The 15,889-nt window shown below is 58.4% G+C and carries 14 protein-coding genes and 2 pseudogenes; 9 read left to right on the top strand and 7 right to left on the bottom strand.

Going from position 1 to position 15,889, the window contains the following annotated elements:
- The first annotated feature begins 222 nt into the window (after nucleotides 1-222).
- The 6 genes from AC1D2Q_RS00760 to AC1D2Q_RS00785 all read left to right on the top strand — a co-directional run bounded on the left by AC1D2Q_RS00760 (nucleotide 223) and on the right by AC1D2Q_RS00785 (nucleotide 6,249).
- Nucleotides 223-972: an SDR family oxidoreductase gene (locus AC1D2Q_RS00760; protein ID WP_026286720.1), complete on the top strand. Its 750-nt coding sequence runs from the start codon at nucleotides 223-225 to the stop codon at nucleotides 970-972.
- A gap of 76 nt (nucleotides 973-1,048) precedes the next feature.
- A complete protein-coding gene (locus AC1D2Q_RS00765; RefSeq protein ID WP_477811899.1) occupies nucleotides 1,049-1,528 on the top strand; it encodes a carboxymuconolactone decarboxylase family protein in 480 nt (159 codons plus the stop codon).
- A 73-nt stretch (nucleotides 1,529-1,601) separates the two neighbouring features.
- Nucleotides 1,602-2,003 (top strand): cupin domain-containing protein, encoded by a 402-nt coding sequence (locus AC1D2Q_RS00770; RefSeq protein WP_477811900.1) that lies wholly within the window; start codon nucleotides 1,602-1,604, stop codon nucleotides 2,001-2,003.
- 113 nt (nucleotides 2,004-2,116) lie between these two features.
- The gene (locus AC1D2Q_RS00775) at nucleotides 2,117-3,643 is read left to right on the top strand and encodes an efflux transporter outer membrane subunit (protein ID WP_477811901.1); all 1,527 of its coding nucleotides are present in this window, start codon (nucleotides 2,117-2,119) and stop codon (nucleotides 3,641-3,643) included.
- A gap of 71 nt (nucleotides 3,644-3,714) precedes the next feature.
- The gene (locus AC1D2Q_RS00780) at nucleotides 3,715-5,211 is read left to right on the top strand and encodes an MFS transporter (RefSeq protein WP_477811902.1); all 1,497 of its coding nucleotides are present in this window, start codon (nucleotides 3,715-3,717) and stop codon (nucleotides 5,209-5,211) included.
- 6 nt (nucleotides 5,212-5,217) lie between these two features.
- A complete protein-coding gene (locus AC1D2Q_RS00785) occupies nucleotides 5,218-6,249 on the top strand; it encodes an HlyD family secretion protein (RefSeq protein WP_018930039.1) in 1,032 nt (343 codons plus the stop codon).
- Nucleotides 6,250-6,301: 52 nt separating this feature from the next.
- On the opposite strand, the gene AC1D2Q_RS00790 is transcribed toward AC1D2Q_RS00785, so the two are convergent.
- Nucleotides 6,302-6,874 carry a hypothetical protein gene (locus AC1D2Q_RS00790; RefSeq protein WP_477811903.1) on the bottom strand — a complete coding sequence of 191 codons (573 nt, stop codon included), beginning with the start codon at nucleotides 6,872-6,874 and terminating at the stop codon, nucleotides 6,302-6,304.
- Between the two features lie 144 nt (nucleotides 6,875-7,018).
- On the opposite strand from AC1D2Q_RS00790, the gene AC1D2Q_RS00795 reads away from it, so the two are divergent.
- Complete coding sequence (locus AC1D2Q_RS00795) at nucleotides 7,019-7,459, top strand: hypothetical protein (RefSeq protein WP_477811904.1); 441 nt, start codon at nucleotides 7,019-7,021, stop codon at nucleotides 7,457-7,459.
- A 39-nt stretch (nucleotides 7,460-7,498) separates the two neighbouring features.
- On the opposite strand, the gene AC1D2Q_RS00800 is transcribed toward AC1D2Q_RS00795, so the two are convergent.
- Both AC1D2Q_RS00800 and AC1D2Q_RS00805 read right to left on the bottom strand, forming a co-directional pair.
- Nucleotides 7,499-8,128 carry a hypothetical protein gene (locus AC1D2Q_RS00800; RefSeq protein ID WP_477811905.1) on the bottom strand — a complete coding sequence of 210 codons (630 nt, stop codon included), beginning with the start codon at nucleotides 8,126-8,128 and terminating at the stop codon, nucleotides 7,499-7,501.
- Nucleotides 8,129-8,575: 447 nt separating this feature from the next.
- On the bottom strand, nucleotides 8,576-9,856 hold the full coding sequence (locus tag AC1D2Q_RS00805) for a haloacid dehalogenase-like hydrolase (protein WP_018925648.1): 1,281 nt from the start codon (nucleotides 9,854-9,856) through the stop codon (nucleotides 8,576-8,578).
- Nucleotides 9,857-10,120: 264 nt separating this feature from the next.
- On the opposite strand from AC1D2Q_RS00805, the gene AC1D2Q_RS00810 reads away from it, so the two are divergent.
- Nucleotides 10,121-10,891, top strand: a complete 771-nt coding sequence (locus AC1D2Q_RS00810; protein WP_085717995.1) for a DeoR/GlpR family DNA-binding transcription regulator — start codon at nucleotides 10,121-10,123, stop codon at nucleotides 10,889-10,891.
- A 257-nt stretch (nucleotides 10,892-11,148) separates the two neighbouring features.
- On the opposite strand, the pseudogene AC1D2Q_RS00815 reads toward AC1D2Q_RS00810, so the two are convergent.
- Nucleotides 11,149-11,943 (bottom strand): annotated as a pseudogene (locus AC1D2Q_RS00815) (LysR substrate-binding domain-containing protein); the annotation flags it as partial.
- A 268-nt stretch (nucleotides 11,944-12,211) separates the two neighbouring features.
- Between AC1D2Q_RS00815 and AC1D2Q_RS00820 the strand changes: the two are divergent.
- Nucleotides 12,212-12,682 (top strand): hypothetical protein, encoded by a 471-nt coding sequence (locus AC1D2Q_RS00820; protein WP_018930309.1) that lies wholly within the window; start codon nucleotides 12,212-12,214, stop codon nucleotides 12,680-12,682.
- Between the two features lie 226 nt (nucleotides 12,683-12,908).
- On the opposite strand, the pseudogene AC1D2Q_RS00825 reads toward AC1D2Q_RS00820, so the two are convergent.
- From AC1D2Q_RS00825 to AC1D2Q_RS00835, 3 genes and pseudogenes are all read right to left on the bottom strand, one after another.
- Nucleotides 12,909-14,271: pseudogene (locus AC1D2Q_RS00825) on the bottom strand (IS1182 family transposase).
- 122 nt (nucleotides 14,272-14,393) lie between these two features.
- Nucleotides 14,394-14,807, bottom strand: coding sequence for a hypothetical protein (locus tag AC1D2Q_RS00830; RefSeq protein ID WP_477811906.1), 414 nt, complete (start codon nucleotides 14,805-14,807; stop codon nucleotides 14,394-14,396).
- Between the two features lie 379 nt (nucleotides 14,808-15,186).
- Entirely contained in the window at nucleotides 15,187-15,783 is a 597-nt protein-coding gene (locus AC1D2Q_RS00835) for a LysE family translocator (protein WP_477811907.1), read from the bottom strand.
- Nucleotides 15,784-15,889 lie beyond the last annotated feature (106 nt).

The raw sequence follows: 15,889 nt of genomic DNA on the forward strand, positions 1-15,889 counted from the left end.
GGCTCCTGTCCCGTACTCACGCGCCGGGCACATGCCCGTGGTTACCGGCCGACGATTGGCGGCCAGGCGACGTGATTTATAACACGGGTTCCTGGACAAATAGCCAAGCCAAATTCAATGGAAACCCAAGGCTTCGACAAAGTATCGCGCCCGGCTGGCGAGCATGCTCCCTACATCGATCACTGCAACGAATTTGATCGACACCCAACCGAGGAGCGGGACATGAAAATTGTCGTTATTGGCGGTAGCGGACTGATCGGATCGAACATTGTCAGCAGGCTACGTCTCTATGGACACGAGACGGTGGCGGCCTCGCCACGTACGGGCGTGAACACCCTCACTGGCGAGGGGCTGGCCGAAGCGCTTGCCGGCGCTCAGGTCGTCGTCGATGTGGCGAACTCCCCCTCATTTGAAGACCGGGCCGTCATGGAGTTCTTTCAAACGTCCGGTCGAAACCTGCTTGCAGCCGAAGCGGCCGCTGGCGTGGAGCACCATGTCGCGCTCTCTGTCGTAGGCCCCGATCGTCTTCCGCAAAGCGGTTACTTCCGGGCAAAAGTCGCCCAGGAAGAGCTGATCAAGGCGTCGAAGATCCCCTACACCATCCTGCGTTCGACGCAGTTCTTCGAGTTCATCGAAGGCATTGTCAATTCGGGTGCCGACGGCGACACGATTCGCCTCTCGCCTGCCCTTATCCAGCCCATCGCATCGGATGACGTCTCGGCGGTGCTGGCCGATCTTGCGGTCGGGGCACCGGTCAATGGCATCGTCGAGGTGGGCGGACCTGATCGTTTCCCTCTCGATGAACTGGCGCGCAAGTTTCTTGCCGCGCACCACGACAAGCGGCAGGTCATCGCCGACGTGCATGCGCGCTACTTCGGCGATGAGTTGAATGATCGATCCCTGGTCGCGGGCGACGACGCGCACATCGGTCCGACACGCTTCCTGAACTGGCTCAGCCGCACATCGGCTTAAGGACCGCGCCAGTCAGCTAGCCAGGCAGGACGCCATCGAGTCTCCACCTACGTATTTCTCACACAGAGGATTCACCATGACCCAGCGCATCGATTACCAGAAGCAATCCCCGGAGCTGTTCAAGAAGTTCGTTGAGTTCAGCCTTGCCTTCAAGCAATGCGCCATCGAGGAGTCGCTGCGCGATCTCGTGGATATCAGGGCATCGCAACTCAACGGCTGCGCCTTCTGCGTGGACATGCACGTGAAGGAAGCCACGATCCATGGCGAGCGGCCGCTCAGGATCCACCATGTCGCCATCTGGCGTGAGTCAACGCTGTTCAGCCCACGCGAACGCGCGGCCTTGGCATGGACCGAAATCCTCACCCAGATTCCCGCCCGTGGCGTGCCTGATGAGCTCTATGAGCGTGTTCGTATACAACTGTCCGAGAAGGAGATATCGGACCTGACCTTCCTGATCATGTCGATCAATGCCTGGAATCGCATCAACGTGGGCTTCCAGGTCGTACCCGGCTCGTACGACAAGGCGTTCGGTGTAGACAAGTCCGGCCTGTCCTGATCAGGCATCGGCACACAGGCGCAGCCCCGCCAGGGTGCTGCGCCATCTACTAATCGACAACGAGGAACACGCCATGTCCATTTTCAGAACTTTCGCCATAGGGCTCCTGTTGACCACCGGCACCGCCGGCGCACAGGAGGCATTGCCACCGGCGCAGGTAACACCGCTGATGACCAAAGCTCTGGCGGACTATCCCGGCAAGGAAGCGGTGATGATCACGGTGGAGTTTCCACCGGGTGGAGGCGATCCCGTGCATCGGCACAATGCACACGGATTCATCTATGTGCTGGAGGGTTCGATTGTGATGGGCGTGCGCGGTGGCGAATCCGTCACGCTGACACCGGGCCAGACCTTCTACGAAGGCCCGGACGACGTCCACACGATCGGGCGCAACGCCAGCCTCACCAAACCCGCCAAGTTTCTGGTCGTCCTGTTGAAGGACAAGAGCAAGCCCATTTTTACTCCGGTGCACTGACAGCACCGCCCGCACACGCGGCCAGCTGCGTGCTCGGTGACGCCCTACTCGGCCGACATCATCCGTTCAACGATATCGGCCTGGGGCGATCCCTTCCTCGACAGGACGCTGCAATGACCTCACAACGGCTGCTTTCACAATTACGGCAGTGCGCAATCGCAACGCTAGGCGCAGTTTCGCTGGCCGGCTGCATGGTCGGCCCCGACTTCGTGAAGCCTGAGAACGAGCTTGGCGAAGTGGTGCTGGCGCCCAGGCAGGACCACCCCAGCGTCCCCCTGACTTCCGACGCCGCAGTGCCCTCCCAGTGGTGGCTGTTGTTCAACGACGCCGTGCTCGCCGAGCTGCAATCACGTGCGCAGGCTGACAACCTTGATCTGCTCATAGCCTCCGAACGCATTGAACAAAGCCGGGCGCAACTGGGCATCGCCTCCTCGCAGTTGCTGCCCAGCGTGGCGGCCAATGCCAGCTACACGCGTGAGGGGCTCAGCGAACATGGCAAGTTCGCCGCCCTGGGAGCGCCTACTGCCCCCGATAATTTCTGGCAGCTTGGATTCGATGCCAGTTGGGAGCTCGATCTGTGGGGCCGTGCCCAACGCACGCGCGAAGGCGCCGCAGCGACCCTGGAAGCCACGGTGTATGACCGCGAAGCGGCACGGGTGGCTTTGTCCGCCGAAGTGGCGCGCACCTATTTGCAGTTGCGTGGAACGCAGGCACAGCTGGACATTGCGCAGCAAAATCTGAGGATTGCCGAACGCACCCTCGGCCTGGCCGAAAGCCGCGAGCGTAACGGCGTCGCGACGCGCTTCGAAACCTCGTCCGCCCATGCGCAATTGGCGACGATCAAAGCCTTGGTTCCCGAACTGACCCAGCGCCGCAACGCCCTGATGAATGCTCTGGCGTTGTTAATGGGAGAACAGCCACGCACACTCGATGCGCAACTGCGTCAAGCCATGCCCTTGCCTTCGCTGCCGACCCGCGTACCGGTCGGCGTCCCTTCGGAATTGGCTCACCGGCGACCCGACATCCTGCGCGCCGAAGCCCAGCTGCATGCCGCGACAGCCGCCATCGGTGTGGCCAAGGCTGATTTCTACCCACGTATCGGCTTGAAAGGAAAAGTCGGCGTGGAAGCTTTTGAAAGCGGCGATCTCGCGAGTTGGGACTCGCGCTTCTTTTCCGTCGGCCCGACGGTTTACCTTCCGATCTTCCAGGGGGGACGGTTGACGCAGCGTCTGGCCCTGAACGAATCACGGCAAAAAACCGCCGCGCTGGCTTATCGGCAAACGGTATTGCGAGCCTGGCATGAAGTGGACAATGCCCTGGACGCCTGGGCTGCCCAACAGCGCCGGCACGCTGAATTGCTGGATTCGTATGAACAGAACAAGCAGGCACTGCAGTCTGCCGAACGCGGCTATCAGCAAGGCGCTACGGACTATCTGAGCGTACTGACGGCGCAGCTCAACGTGCTTGCCAGCCAAACCAGTCTCAATGACAGCGCGACCAACGCCACGCTCACCGTGGTCAACCTCTACAAGTCGCTGGGTGGCGGTTGGGACCCGCAGGTTGGCATCGATCACTCGACGACACCTCCATCGGTTGCCCTCGCGTCTCCGGTCGTTTCACCTTCGAAGGCCGACCAATGAACGGAGTCGCATTGTCGCCAGAGGACGTCCCTGCTACCGCAACGCCCGTGGCCAAGCCCTCGATACGCCCAATGGCAGGTCTCGTTGGCATTTTTCTCGCGGCCATGATGGCGGGTTTGAACACCCGCGTCGGCGCATTGGCGTTGGCCGATGTACGCGGTGCACTCGGTTTTGGCCTCGACGATGCCTCCTGGCTGACCACGGCGTACAGCGCCGGGGAATTGATTGCCATGCCCTTTGCGGCGTGGTTTGCCATTACGCTATCGCTGCGGCGCTTCGAGCTGTGGATGCTCGGCAGTTGTGCGCTGCTGGCGGTGATCCTGCCCTTCATCCACGATCTGAACCTGCTGCTGACCTTGCGCTTTGTGCAAGGCATTGCCTGCGGCACGACGATCCCGCTGCTGATGATGGCGGCGCTGAAATTCCTGCCAGCGCCCATCCGGCTGTATGGGCTGGCGCTGTATGCGATGACCGCGACCTTCGCGCCCAATCTCTCGATCTGGCTGGCCGGGTACTGGACGGATGGGCTGTTCGACTGGCGCTGGGTGTACTGGCAGATCATTCCCCTGACCATCATCGCCGGATTGTTGGTCGGATGGGGATTGCCACGAGAGCCCATCCAGATCCCACGCTTTGGGCAGGCCAATTGGTCCGGCATGGCCTGCGGCGTGCCCGCGCTAGGCTTGATTACCGTCGCACTGGATCAAGGCGTGCGGCTGGACTGGTTTCATTCGCCCTTGATCACCTTATCGCTGGTCGCCGGGCTGGCCCTGCTGGCCGTCTACCTGCTGACTGAGTGGTATCACCCCTCGCCGTTCATCAAATTGCAGATCCTCGGACGCCGCAACCTGGGACTGGGCTGCGTTCTGTTCGTCTGCCTGTTGGTGGTGCTGATGTCCAGTTCACTCTTGCCGGCCAGCTATCTCGGCCCTCTGCAGAACTACCGGCCCCTGCAAATAGCCTCGATCGGTTTGATCGTCGCCTTGCCGCAACTGGTCCTGGGGCCTGTCGTGGCGCTGCTGCTGTATCAGAAGCGGGTCGACGCGCGCATCGTGTTCGCGTTGGGGTTGTTGTTGATCGCACTGGCATGCTTTTGCGGCGCGCAATTGACCTCCGACTGGAACCGCGAGCAGTTCGTCGTGGTGCAAACGCTGCAAGCGTTCGGCCAGCCAATGGCGGTGGTATCGATGCTGTTTCTGGTCACCAGCGTTGTGCAGCCCCCCGAAGGACCTTATGTGTCCGGCACCATCAACACCCTGCGCGCCTTCGGTTCACTGGCCGGTGCGGCAGTGGTCGGACAGCTGATGACCGTGCGCGGTCGTTTCCATGGGGAGATGCTGCTGAACCATGCGGCCCTGACAGATAACGTCCTTGCGCTTAAGCCCTCCCAACTGATGGGCCTCATCGGCCAGCAGTCGCTGGTGCTGTCGATCGCCGACGCCTATCGCGTGCTGGGCATTCTGGCGCTGGTATTGATTCCTCTGGTGCTGCGGCTGACCTGCATCCCCGCACCCGACGTGCATGTGGCCTCGCCCTCTTCCTCTCCTTCATCTTCCTCACACGGATAACCCATCATGGCCTTGCCAAAGAAAGCCAGGATCATCAGCGCGGTGCTACTGCTTGCAGTGGCGATCGGCGGTGTTCTCTATCTCAATCGCCCCGAGTCCAGCGCATCGACCCAGTCCACGGACGATGCCTATGTCCACGCCGACTTCACCACGGTCGCACCGCAGGTGTCGGGAACGGTCGACTCAGTGATGGTCGAAGACAACCAGCTGGTCAAGAAAGGCGATCTGCTTGCGATCATTGACGACCGTGATTTCGTTGCGGCCCTGAACGCAGCGAAGGCCGAGGTCGCCAGTGCCCGGGCCGGCATCGCCAGCCTGCAAGCGCACCTGATTCAGCAGGAAACCGCCATCCGCCAGGCCCAAGCGGCCGTTGCCGCAGACGATGCTGCGCTCAAGTTGGCCAGCGTCAATCAGACCCGTTATCGCAACCTGGCCACCGACGGCTCGGGAACGGTGCAAGCGCGGCAACAGGCCGAAGCGCAATTGAGCATTCAACAGGCCCGTGGGGAAACGAGCCAGGCGGGTTTACAGGCCGCTCGGCAGCAAGTGGATATCCTGAAAGCTGATCTGGAGAAAGCCAGGGCGGCTCTTGCCCACGCGCAAGCCGCACAAGCCACCGCAGAGCTGAAACTTTCCTATACCCGCATCACTGCGCCGATCGGCGGCACGATCGGGCAGAAATCGGTACGTATCGGCGCCTTCGTCAATGCAGGGAAACCCTTGCTGGCGATTGTTCCGCTCGATGCCGTCTATGTCACGGCCAACTACAGGGAGACGCAACTGGCGCGCGTACAAAAGGGTCAAGCCGTGGATATCGAGGTGGATGCCTTGCCGGGCGAGACGCTGCAAGGAACGGTGGACAGCCTGGGACCGGCCAGCGGAGTCACCTACTCCGCCGTCGCGCCGCACAACGCCACCGGCAACTTCACGAAGATCGTCCAGCGCTTGCCTGTACGCATTCGTATCGATCCCGATCAGCCCGCGGCGGCGAAGCTGCGAGTCGGCATGTCCGTGACACCGAAAATCCGTATCCGGTAAATGACGTGCGGGACATGGTGGGTAGTAGCGCAACCTGTGGGGGCAAGCCCCCTCAAAGCGACGCCCCGTCCACCTGCGAGGGGCAAGTTGGACTATTGGCCGTAACGTACTGGATCACCTCTTCAAGCGAGTCTATGTCTGGAGCATTGCTCACTAACACTTCCGGGCGGCACCATGGGTAATCCAGATGCGATAGCCACTCCATGATGCAGTGCAGATCAGTCGCTGGCAGGGTTTTCATGTGCTCGATGGTGATAGTGAGCCTCTGGACAAGTCCCGACTCGGGGCTGAACTGCCACTCATACAGACCGCAACCGACCCGGGCTTCACCGGAGTGCTTGTCGGACATGCCGACCAGCCATTTGCACTGGAATGTTTTGGCCTGCGGTTCAGGCGGGTGTCCCAGGCAGAAGGTATAGACGTTTTCGAAGGTCTGGCCGAATCGCCTGACCAGCACATCACCGATARGCCCCAGGCCTTCGACGTGGGGTGGAAACGAGATGGATCCGGTGTGCACGACCATGTCCAGGATCGCGTCCGGCGCAAAGGCCTGGTCTAACAAATGTGGACGGTTGCCGTCCTTGGCTTTGATGTACTGTCGAATTGATAGTTGAGCAGTGTTCATTGTTTGTCCGTCGCATCCATACTGGGTTGAGAGCCGCCTCATACGAGGCTCACATGACTCGCCTTTACAAAGCACTATTCCATAAGTCCCCCACAATAGGAAAAAGGCAGCGATGGTTACTTTCTGGCAAAGGGACTCAGCCTCATGATGCGTCGTGTCGGCTTTTTGCTCATCGGGACTCTCGGACTGGTACTGATCCTGCCTTGGGTTGCCTATTGGGTCGGTCTGAGCAGAATTTCGCAGTATCCTTCGCCCCCCTCTCAAGCTATATCCACTGCGCAGCGTGAGTGGGTATGGAGCCTGGCCAACGGCTCAGGCGAGCCGGTAATAGTGCAGTTGAGCCCGTATTCGTATCTGTACGACCTTTTCATTTTGAAAGGTAACAACGATAGGAAAATGCTGGTCGCCTGGTGGGTGGCCTCTGAACACTTGATCAAACAGCACTCAACACAGCGAATGCTGTGGTGGCACCTATCCGGCGCGGCTCTGACCATATGGTTAACCAGGAACTGGACAGATCAGCAGATAACAGCAGCGGCTTTCGTCGCCCTTCAGCAGCGGGGCGAGGTATATGGTGGTCACTAGCCAACAAAGCATTGGCCAGAAGCGGTATCAAAAGTGCGGCTAGCAGCTGGTTATTTGACCCGCATCAATCCTGTTGACGCGCCCGTTGTCCGACCGGGTCCACAGCCAGTTATACACGTCGTATCCGYCTTCGCACTTGCCTTGCTTTCTGCCCTGGAAGTCGAAAGTCCGCCATGCGCCATTCTGATGTGAAGGCATCCCGAGCACTCTTTGAATATCTATATCTGTAGAACCTGGCCATAGGTGATTGGCAAATGACACAGGATGCAACTGTGCCGGTAACGCAGGACAGTCACTGCTCGGCCGTTCAGTCTTGAGTTTTTCGGCGACAACACTGGTCACATAGTGGCTGTCCCCGCCCATCTCGGCATTCGAGATGATCCATATCCGCACGCCGACACTTGGCTGGCTGAAGCACAACCAATACACACTTGCACCTGCATCGCCTCGATGTGCGAGGGTGCCAACGGAAGCTTCGCTCATCACCTGCGCTAGCGTTGTTTTCTCGAATTGAATGACGAACGCCCCAAGTGTAGCGCCTTGCGAAGGGGCCTCCTTCAGAGTGGCCGGCCATTCGATCACATCGAATGGGCCCATGGGCGGTGGAACAGCGGCTGTCGCGCTAAAGGCGATGCTGAACGATCCGAAAAATAGCGATGACCGATTCATTGCGCGCCTCCGTTTGACTACCAACACCTCAGATCTTAGTGAACGCGATGAATTTCTGCCCTTCGCGACCGGTTGCAAACGGCCGATTCTGTTGAAAAAGTCGGTTTGCCCAAAACGCTCGAATATTGATGGGTGAAAACCCCTCTTTTGCACGCTGCTACGTGAAATCCGAGTCCTGAACCTTCTGCGCAAAACACAGATTTCAATCTCAGGCGCGTACTTTTCTGCCGAAACCGAAGCCGACTTTTTCAACAGAATCGGCCAAAAGCGGTCTGCGGGGCGCGCCTCGTAAATCCAGGGCCACTCACAATTTTGACTCGATACGACTGGCTCACTCGGGCCGGTAGCGGTAACGACTTTCCGACGCAGAATCATCATTCCCGCAGGTACAAGGCGAGTTGCACTGCGGGTCGCGGATGGCCGCCGGCCACCCGCGAGCCAGTGCCATCAAGCCAGCAGCTTAAGCTCGTCTTTACCGTACTTGAGCGATTTCTCGTCTGGAATCATCAGGCCAGTGTGCTCGTTGCGCCCCTGCAGGATGAAGCGGGCGTTCGGGGTGCCCAACTGGGTAGCGGCCTGCTGGCTGTCGGCGCCGATCTCGCCCTTCTTCATGCGGTTGACGATCACCCCCACCGCCGTATCGTTGAAGTCGCGCAGCATCCAGGCATCGCCATCGCTGTCGCCAGCCACCAAAACCGGGCCATAGCCCTTCTGTTTAACCAGCACGTTCTTGATGCCGACGGTCTTGCCCGGCCCGTAGTTGAAGTGCCAGTCCGGCTGATAGCGAGTGGTGTACTTGCCGCCTTCCATCGCCATGCGCAGGCCGATCACGTTCTCAGGCGGCACGTCGTATCCGTAATGAGGATTGCCCGCGAACACGCGTACCACATCGTCGATCGAGGCGGTGCTGACATAGACGTCGATGCCGTTGGCGCGCAGCGTGTGCATCAGGCCGCGGATTTCCTCATGGATGCGGATGCCATGAAAGTGCGTATCCGCCACCACCCCGGCCTTGCCCGGCAACGTGCGTGAGCTCTCGTACTTGACCTTGCGCAGTGCGTCGCCGATGGCGTAGTTGTTGGAAGCCTCGGCCATCGCCTGCAACTCAGCCGTGGTCATGTTCTTGTAGAAATACAGAATCCACTTATAGCCGATCTCCACCGGGTAACTGTCGCAGATCGCGTCGTACATAAAGTAGAGCTTGGCGAGAAAATCCTTGTACTGCTCGCTGGCCTGAATCTCTTCCAGGCTCTTGTCGCCGGCGAGCCCCTTGTAGTTGGCGTGCAACCAGCGGTAATCCGCTTCTACGTCGCTGGCGATGTCTTCCATCTTGACCGGCTTGCCGTCCACCGTGGTGTAGTCCTTCATGAACGCGCCGTTCGGCACGTCCTGACGCACCACCTCAGCGAACTCATCGGGCGTCAACTTGTACTGCAGATGATTGATCTGGTAGACCAGCAGCGCTTCTTCACAGTCGTTCATGATGCAGGTGTTGTCCCAGTCGAACACCGCGTACGGGCGCTGGTCAGGGCGGTAGGACGCGCTCTTGACGCCGTGCTCATCGATCACCGCCTGCAGACGCTTTTGGTTGAGCGGCGACCAGCGCGCCGGGTCCAGCGCACTTGGTGTAGCCGGGGGCGTGGCGGCTTGCGTTATGCGGGATGACAACAACAGCGGACTGACAACGGAAACGGTGGCGAGGGTGTTCAGAAACTGGCGACGCTGCATGGCATTGCTCCTACTTCTAGATGAGAGGTTACAACCGAGGCGATGGCGAAAGCGTGTTTCGAAATGCGGACGAGGGGAAGAAACCGTCCGGCCCCGAGGCTAGCTCCAAATACACAAAAAAACAATAATGCCTCAATATCGCACAAATATGACGCGCAGGCCGCGCCAACCCAATGATCATGAGGCCGCGCCAAACTTGACAGCGACTGACGCCCCTCCACAATGCGTGCTCGGACAGCGACTCGAACAGCAGGGACACCCGGTATGTGGCAAGAAGAGCGTTACCAGCGGATCCGAGCACTACTATCGACTTTGCAGCGCGTCACCACCGACCGCATCGTCACGGAGCTGAACGTTTCACGCGAGACGGTGCGACGCGACCTGGTCGCTCTGGAAGAACAGGGGGAGTTGAAGCGGATACACGGCGGCGCCATCCGCGTTGAGGACGAAGCGCCCATCGCCGAGCGGGCGAACATCAACGTCAAATTCAAGCGTGACCTCGCGCGCGCAGCGGTCAGTCTGCTGTCGCACGGACAGACTGTGTTTATCGACGCGGGCACCACCACCGTCATCCTCGCCGAAGAGCTGGCCAAGCTGGGAGGGCTGACCGTGATCACCAACTCGTTCAACGTGGCGCTGCAATTGCGTAATCCCGCTGTGCCAGGCGGCCAGCACAACGAGGTGATCGTACTGGGCGGCTCGCTCGGCGACCGTGCTCCCGCTACGGTTGGCGGCACCACGGTGGCGGAAATTGGCCGCTATCGGGCCGACCTCGCGCTGTTATCGCCCGTCGGCATCGACGCCCAGCGCGGTGCCAGCAACTACGACCACCGCGAAGCCGAAGTGGCGCGCGCCATGGCCGACAATGCCGAAGGCGTGGTCATCCTCGCCGACTACAGCAAGATCGGCGTGGAGAGCCGCGTCGCTTTCTGCCCGCCAGAACGCATCGACGTGCTCATCACCAACCACAAGGCCAGTACCGAAGCGGCGTTCGCCGCACTGAACGCCAAGCTCAAACGTATTGTCCTGGTGTAGCAGTGGCTCGGCGGTTGCAACAGGCATTGACGCAGCGTGATGCTCCAGCGCGGCGCAACCGGGTAGATCTTGCACGACGCGACTCTCGGCGCGGGCAAACTGACCGTAACGGCATTGGCTGTGATCGCTTGCAATGGGTCGTTTACTGCCCTTGGCGACAGGCAACAATCGGCCCAACAGCAGCCAGTCAATGAAGCAGTAGCCTGCGACCGCGATCAATCACAATTCAATGCGGCTGAGACAACTCAAAAGCTTGCTCAAGGAGCACCAAAGCGGACGAGCGCAGCCTCGATAAATCGTCGGAGTTTGGCAGTTCTCTGACGATTGGCCGTGTAGAGCAAATGCATTTGTCGGCTCGGTGCTTCGTAATCAGCTAACAGTCGAACCAACTCACCGCTGCGCAACGCGGGCTCAAGAAAGTCTTCGGGACCAAGGACAATCCCGAACCCGTCCAGCGCTGCCGACAGCAGTGCTTTGCTCTCGTTGACCTGCAATCGACTGACGACTTGTACCCGTTCAACTGCGGAGTCTTTGCAGAACACCCATTCGCGGTCGGCCGGCCGGGACCAATAGGCATACCCCAGACACTCATGGTTCTTCAGATCATCCGGTATTTGCGGCACTCCACGGTCGGTCAGATAGCTCGGTGCCGCACAGGCTATCAACCGATAAGGCGCCAACGGCCTGGCGGTCAAACTGGACGCGGTCAACGGGCCAATTCTGAAAGTCACTTCATAACCCTCCTCCACCAGATCGACGAAGCGATCGGTCAAATGCAGATCGATTTCGACTTCCGGGTGTTGACGCAAAAACTCCGTCACAAAGGGCATGAGGCTATAGGATCCGAACGTTACGGGAGCGCTGATTTTCAGTTTGCCGCGCGGGGTGTCGTTCATGATCTGCGCAAGGGAGTCGGCAGCCTGAGCCTCGCTCAAAATGTGCTTACAGCGTTCGTAGTAAGCGCTGCCCAACTCAGTCAGACTCTGGCGTCGAGTGGTACGGTTCAGCAACCGCGCACCTAGTCGCTGCTCAAGCGCGGCAACATGCTTGGCCAMCTTGGCCAACGCCAGGGCTTCTTGCGTGCGGCCTTATTAAGACAGCGCGTCAATCAACAAAAGCGGAGTCACCGAATTTTCGTCGATACCTTCGAGCGGCTGCTTTTGGCCGTTTTTTGCCTGACGCAACCGGTTGCTTTTGGCCGTCTACTGCCCCTCGTCACAGGCAGAAAACGGCCAAAAGCAGTCGTTGAGAAGGTTGCGTTAGTACTGGTAATGGCACTGAACTATTAGCTAGGCTTTTCGCTTTTATGGAGCGCAGTAGATGCCTGTTTTTGAAATCTCACCACTCGAAGCCATTGGTCCCGTGCGGCTTGGCGTACCACGCGCTGTAGCGAGGCAAACAATGGCTGCCATTGGATTCCCACTCGAGAACTCCCACGACGGCGTTGATTATTTTTGCGAATCCTGCATGCAGTTTTCCTACGGGCCAAGCGATGAAGTCTGGTTTATTGGTGTCTGCGGAAACCCGAATTTCACGTTCGTGTTCAAGGGCATCGATGTCTTCGCGCGCTCTGCCACCGAAGTGTTTTCATTGATGGCTGCTTCAGATAATTCTGGCCCTCATGATTTCACCTCATATGAATACTGGTTTCCAAACCAAGTCCTCTCACTGTGGGATGCGGATGAACAATACGACCGCCAGGAAGGAGAAAGCCGCGAGGTCTGGGGTCAGATCGGAATAGGAAACAGCGCTTACATGGCAGCCATTCGCGCTATTAAGAAAAAGGCGTGATGGACCATACCTTTACTTTAAATGAGATGGTTTGAAGGACAGCTTTGGGTCCAGGCTGTGTGAAAACGCGTTAAATATGTCGAAAACTGAGAGGCGCGAGGATTGCCTGTGAAATATGCGGGCGGAAGCGCGAATTACCTCAGTCAGGTACATAATCATTTGTAATGCCATTTGGGCCGCGTCAGCGGCCCAAACGGCTACTAACTGGCGAGCCAAGCAGCTGGATTCACGCCCTGATCGCCTCAAGAAGTCCTGCGATGCCGAAGATGCTCATCATTCGTTTGAGGTTGTAGGCGAGCACATGAAGGCTCATTTCGGTACTTACCCGCGGAAGTGTTTTGGTCAGGAAGTGGGTGGCTCCCATCCAATATTTGAGCGTTCCAAAAGGATGCTCAACAGTCTGGCGGCGAACCTTCATCTTTCCCGGGTCATGCTCCAGCCGAACCTGCATCGCGTCGATTACCGCCTCATGCTCCCAGCGCTTCACACGGCGTTCCTTACCCGTTGTACATTGCTTTTGCATTGAGCAGGACTGGCAGCCCGAGAAGTAGTAACAATGCAATAACATGCCGTCTTCCATCGACGAATGCCGCCTGGTTAGTAACTGCCCCGCAGGGCATCGATACTCGTCCGACGCAATAAGATAGATGAAATCCTGTTTGCCGAATCTGCCTTCGGCTTTACTGCCAGCCTCGGTCGGCCACCACCGTTAGCGACTCAGCCTCGATTTCTTCGCGCGCTTGGTTCGCCATATTGCTCAGTTGCCCACGATCATTACCAACGTTGGTCACCTCATGGGCAATGATCAGATGGTGTTTGTCGTCGACAGCTGTTTGTACGTTGTAGCCAACCGTTCCGGTGCCTCGGCCGCTCGTGGCCATTGAACGTGCATCAGGATCTGTGAGGGAGATCTGCTGGTCAGGACTTTCGTGGAGTTGCGCCTCGATGTCCTTGAGTTTCTGCATCTGCTTTTTCAGTGTTTCTATCTTTTCTTTAAGTCGCTCTGCTTTGGCCTCGGCCACTTCGGGCGTTGCCCGATCCGCCGAATCCATCGCCGCCAGATATCGATCAATACTCTGCTCGATCTGCTGCATGCGTGCCTTCACCTTGCCCTGAGTGAAGTTGCGGTCGCGATTATTGACGGCTTTGAATTTGCTGCCGTCGATGGCGATGATCGATCGGGAGAAGAGATTGAGGTTGCGACAAAGCACTACGAACTGGCGGCATACGCTGCGAATGGCTTTGCCGTTGTCTTTGCGAAAGTCGGCAATGGTTTTGAAGTCCGGAGCCAAACGCCCCGTTAGCCACATCAACTCGACGTTGCGTTCGGCCTCACGCTCAAGCCGACGGCTGGACTGAATCCGATTGAGGTAGCCGTAAATATAGATCTTCAGTAACACCGCCGGGTGGTACGCCGGACGACCAGTTGCTGCAGGATCGACGCCCTCAAAACCAAGTGCGCCCAGCTCGAGTTCATCGACGAAAACATCGACCACGCGCACTGGATTTTCTTCGGCTACGTAATCGTCCAGACACTCCGGCAGCAAGGTGACTTGCGTCCGAGCCTCACCCTCAATGAATCGCTTCATGATCGCCCCCGATACGATCTAGACGAAAAAAAGCTTAGATCATCCTCGGCGTATTCCGGCTTTTGGCCTTAAAGCAAAGCTCGCCTTCCACCTGGATTGAGGACATTACCGGAGGGGATTGGTCAGATATTGGCAAGCTGGGGAACAATGGATTTACCCATGCAATTGACTGCCGCAAAGTATTTATGGCCGCTTGAATGGGACAACCTTGCGTGGCATTCGCAACAATACTCGTCGTGGTATTGGCCATCAGGTATGAAAAATAGCTTGGCCTCGTTGAGGTCGGTTATTAAAAATCCTTCAGATTTCAAAATCTGTTCAAAACGATCACGTAGTGAAGAGAGGGCGGTGGGAAGGTGGGGATGACTGCGAAGCTCCTTCGGGTATGGGGTCGCACTCAGTAGATCCACCGTCGCGATCGATTCCCCGGTCGCTTTGAGTGCTTGCAACAGATGTGGGTGTACGTACGACAGTCTGCTCGCAGCGTGGTGCGCAATACTTTGACAGACACTACTGAGGCGGCGACGGGAAGGCATTCATTCTTCCTGATTTGGTTTGCGAGCTGCGTCGAGCTGCTGGATTCCTAGAGACCATATGGTGCCTCAAAACCTAGTCAAATGCCCCCATGGCCGAATCGTTCTAAAAATGTGTTTTCACACAGCCTGGGTCGTTTTCTGCCTGTCGTGAAAGGCAGAAAACGACCGAAGCTGTGTAAAAACGATTTAGAGCAAGTTAAACGGTCAGAACCAGAACGTTACTGGACAATCGAGACTACAGTCGGCCTGGCAATACCCCCTTGAAGTCTCTGTACGAACGCATTCTGCCCGCCTATTTCTCCATACAGGCCTTCATCATCACCCTACGTCTGGCGGGGTCTGGCTGCTGATTAAAGCGCCCTGCCCAGGCATGTTCGACCTACACCAGCACGGTCAACCAGGCCGACACCAGCAGCAAAAAAGCCAGTGCATGGTTCACGCGTTTGAACGCCTGTGGCGAACCAAAAAACCGAGCACTACCCACGCCGAGCAGCGCCCACAGGGTCATGCACGGCAAGGAGACCAACAGAAACACCAGCGACAACAACACCAGCCGCATGGTCTTGTCGCCACCACCGGCAAACACGCTCACCACCGCCACCGCCATCATCCAGACTTTGGGGTTGAGCAATTGCAGGGTGGCGGCACCGAACACGCTCAGGCCCTCGTCGCGCGGGGTAGTCGGGCTCAGGGACGGCGGCGCGCTTTGAAAGATCTGCCAGGCCAGCCAACTCAACCAGAGCACCCCGGCCCAGGCCATCGCCTGCTGCACTCGCGGAAACCGCAGCAGCGTCTCGCCCACGCCGAGTCCGACGGCAAACACAATCAGCGCCGCCGCCACGCATGCGCCAAAAATGATCGGCAGCGTAGCGCCCAGCCCCCACCGCGAACTGTGGCTCAGCACCAGAATATTGGTCGGCCCCGGGGTGATCGAGGCAACGAACGCAAACAGCAGGAAAGGCAACAACGATTCCATGGCTCAGACTCCCTGAGGACACATCGAAGGCGCAGAAAGGAACAGCGAAAAAGACATGGCATGGACTCCTTGATCAGATAGGAGGCCATGGTCGCGGGTCAGCTGG

This window comes from Pseudomonas sp. P1_A1 (genome assembly GCF_056406935.1).

What these genes read in the sequence shown, in the direction of transcription:
- AC1D2Q_RS00760 (WP_026286720.1), top strand. Translation starts at nt 223, where the DNA reads ATGAAAATTGTCGTTATTGGCGGTAGCGGACTGATCGGATCGAACATT.
- AC1D2Q_RS00765 (WP_477811899.1), top strand. Translation starts at nt 1,049, where the DNA reads ATGACCCAGCGCATCGATTACCAGAAGCAATCCCCGGAGCTGTTCAAG.
- AC1D2Q_RS00770 (WP_477811900.1), top strand. Translation starts at nt 1,602, where the DNA reads ATGTCCATTTTCAGAACTTTCGCCATAGGGCTCCTGTTGACCACCGGC.
- AC1D2Q_RS00775 (WP_477811901.1), top strand. Translation starts at nt 2,117, where the DNA reads ATGACCTCACAACGGCTGCTTTCACAATTACGGCAGTGCGCAATCGCA.
- AC1D2Q_RS00780 (WP_477811902.1), top strand. Translation starts at nt 3,715, where the DNA reads ATGGCAGGTCTCGTTGGCATTTTTCTCGCGGCCATGATGGCGGGTTTG.
- AC1D2Q_RS00785 (WP_018930039.1), top strand. Translation starts at nt 5,218, where the DNA reads ATGGCCTTGCCAAAGAAAGCCAGGATCATCAGCGCGGTGCTACTGCTT.
- AC1D2Q_RS00795 (WP_477811904.1), top strand. Translation starts at nt 7,019, where the DNA reads ATGATGCGTCGTGTCGGCTTTTTGCTCATCGGGACTCTCGGACTGGTA.
- AC1D2Q_RS00805 (WP_018925648.1), bottom strand. Translation starts at nt 9,856, where the DNA reads ATGCAGCGTCGCCAGTTTCTGAACACCCTCGCCACCGTTTCCGTTGTC.
- AC1D2Q_RS00810 (WP_085717995.1), top strand. Translation starts at nt 10,121, where the DNA reads ATGTGGCAAGAAGAGCGTTACCAGCGGATCCGAGCACTACTATCGACT.
- AC1D2Q_RS00820 (WP_018930309.1), top strand. Translation starts at nt 12,212, where the DNA reads ATGCCTGTTTTTGAAATCTCACCACTCGAAGCCATTGGTCCCGTGCGG.
- AC1D2Q_RS00830 (WP_477811906.1), bottom strand. Translation starts at nt 14,807, where the DNA reads ATGCCTTCCCGTCGCCGCCTCAGTAGTGTCTGTCAAAGTATTGCGCAC.
- AC1D2Q_RS00835 (WP_477811907.1), bottom strand. Translation starts at nt 15,783, where the DNA reads ATGGAATCGTTGTTGCCTTTCCTGCTGTTTGCGTTCGTTGCCTCGATC.